This is a genomic window from Cephaloticoccus primus, from assembly GCF_001580015.1.
In the GTDB taxonomy this organism is placed as follows: domain Bacteria; phylum Verrucomicrobiota; class Verrucomicrobiia; order Opitutales; family Opitutaceae; genus Cephaloticoccus; species Cephaloticoccus primus.
Genome location: NZ_LSZQ01000005.1, coordinates 1 through 1795 on the forward strand (window position 1 = coordinate 1; position 1795 = coordinate 1795).

General features: G+C 56.3%; 4 protein-coding genes. 1 reads left to right on the forward strand and 3 read right to left on the reverse strand.

Features of this window, described 5'->3' with window-relative positions; translation table 11 throughout:
• Window positions 1-587: methionine biosynthesis protein MetW (locus AXK11_RS00345; protein WP_197456725.1), on the forward strand; the 587-nt coding region annotated here is incomplete at its 5' end.
• Between the two features lie 31 nt (window positions 588-618).
• On the opposite strand, the gene AXK11_RS00350 is transcribed toward AXK11_RS00345, so the two are convergent.
• The 3 genes from AXK11_RS00350 to AXK11_RS09950 form a co-directional block, all read right to left on the reverse strand.
• A complete protein-coding gene (locus AXK11_RS00350; RefSeq protein WP_068628207.1) occupies window positions 619-930 on the reverse strand; it encodes a type II toxin-antitoxin system HicB family antitoxin in 312 nt (103 codons plus the stop codon).
• Window positions 920-1171: a type II toxin-antitoxin system HicA family toxin gene (locus AXK11_RS00355; protein WP_068628208.1), complete on the reverse strand. Its 252-nt coding sequence runs from the start codon at window positions 1169-1171 to the stop codon at window positions 920-922. Before AXK11_RS00355 ends, AXK11_RS00350 begins: the two co-directional genes overlap by 11 nt.
• 39 nt (window positions 1172-1210) lie before the next feature.
• Window positions 1211-1795 (reverse strand): hypothetical protein (locus AXK11_RS09950; RefSeq protein ID WP_197456726.1); only part of this gene is annotated, 585 nt, incomplete at its 5' end.

Below are 1795 nucleotides of genomic sequence, written 5' to 3' on the forward strand. Positions count from 1 at the left end.
GCCGCACCATCGACATGGAGATCATCGGCCAATGGGTCAGCCCCGGCACCCACGTGCTCGACCTCGGCTGCGGGCGCGGCGAACTGCTCACCTATCTGAAGCAGACCAAGGACATTCGCGGCATCGGCGTAGACCTCGATTTCGGGAAAATCACTGACTGCGTGCGCCGCGGCGTCACCGCCTACCAAGGCGACATCCACAGCTTCACCCGCGCCTTTAAGGACCGGCACTTCGACCACGTCATCTGCTCGCGCACCGTCCAGGAGCTCAGCGACCCCAGCGGCGTAATCCTCGAAGCCCTGCGCATCAGCCGCAGCGTCACCGTCGGTTTCGTAAACCACGGTTTCTGGAAAAACCGGCTCGATGTGCTCCTGCGCGGACGCAAGCCGCGCAACACCGTCTACACCACCGAGTGGTTCGAGAGCCGCCCCAGCAACCCGCTCACCATCGCCGACTTCGAACACTTCTGCACCGTCAGGCGCATCCACATCCAGCGCCGCGCCCACCTGCGCGGCGACTGGAAAACCCCCTGCCGCCACCTCCCCAACCTCCTCTCCGGCTACGCCCTCTACGCCCTCACCCGGTGAGGAAGGGCAGTGAGGACGCGCACAAACGCCTCTAGGCCGCAATAGCCGTCGGTTTGGCCTTGGCGCCAGAGCTAACAGATCTTCCTTTCCGCACGTCAGAGTGCCTGACCAACCGCGCCCGCCGAGCCGAGGCCCGCCGGGGGCGAGGAACGGGATCGCCGAACTCCTTTGCCGTTTTGAGGGCGAGGGCGAGGACAGTGCTGATCTCGCGGGCCGCCTCGTCCGCAGTCTCGCCGTCGGCCTTCAACACCGGCCACTCCACCACCTGCGCCATGAAACGAGGCTCACCATTCACCGCATCATGCCAGATACGGATCTCGTAGTCATTTATGTCAGTAGCCATGCTCTTTAAGCTCCTTTCTTAAATCTTTGACTGAGTACTCCTTCGCCTTTCCATCTGCTCGCGGTACCACGACCATCAATTCCCAGCCCTTTTGGCGATAAGATTGGTGGCTACCTGAACGATGCGCCAGCACATAGCCCACGCGCACCAGCACGACACGGAAATCGCCAAAGGCAATGGAGGCATCATACCTCCCCTTCTCATCAAGAATCCTTTCCAGCGTTTTCTTCCAGTTGGCCATTGAAGTGGGATATTGGAGATCACATCCCGAAAGCCTGACTTAACAAGCCCCATTAACCCTCACCCCACTCACGGCCCTTGCTGCGTTGCAGCAAGGGCCGTGAGTAGCGGACTCCCGCTTGCGCCTCCGGCGGGAGATGAGGGCTAGACCCAGCGCGGTGGCAGAAACAATTGCGCCACAGGTCGTCGGCTCAGGAATCGGTGTCCATGGTACATTGCTAGCGAGCAGAGCATACCACTCACGATTAAAGCGAGAATAACTGTCTTTGTAGAGGACACCGTATTGTTTGTTATTAAAATGACGGATCAGATCATCCATATCCTGACCAAAGTCACGAACCCATACAGCTGAACCCGGGGAATGATCTATAAACGTAACATAGCTACTACCCTTAAAAATAACTTCATCAATATAAAGATAACTAACATGCCCATTACCCTCAAAGTCAATAACCCCAGGAGTATCCACAATCATTCTACCTATCCTCAGGTCACTACCTCCAGCAACCTTCAGAATATCCTTCCAATAACTGAACCTAACCTCATCAATATACTTCCTACCAAAACTATCTACTTTAAAATCATATTTACCTAACCTACAATTATTTACAAAATCTGGGGGGGG

What these genes read in the sequence shown, in the direction of transcription:
- AXK11_RS00350 (WP_068628207.1), bottom strand. Translation starts at nt 930, where the DNA reads ATGGCTACTGACATAAATGACTACGAGATCCGTATCTGGCATGATGCG.
- AXK11_RS00355 (WP_068628208.1), bottom strand. Translation starts at nt 1,171, where the DNA reads ATGGCCAACTGGAAGAAAACGCTGGAAAGGATTCTTGATGAGAAGGGG.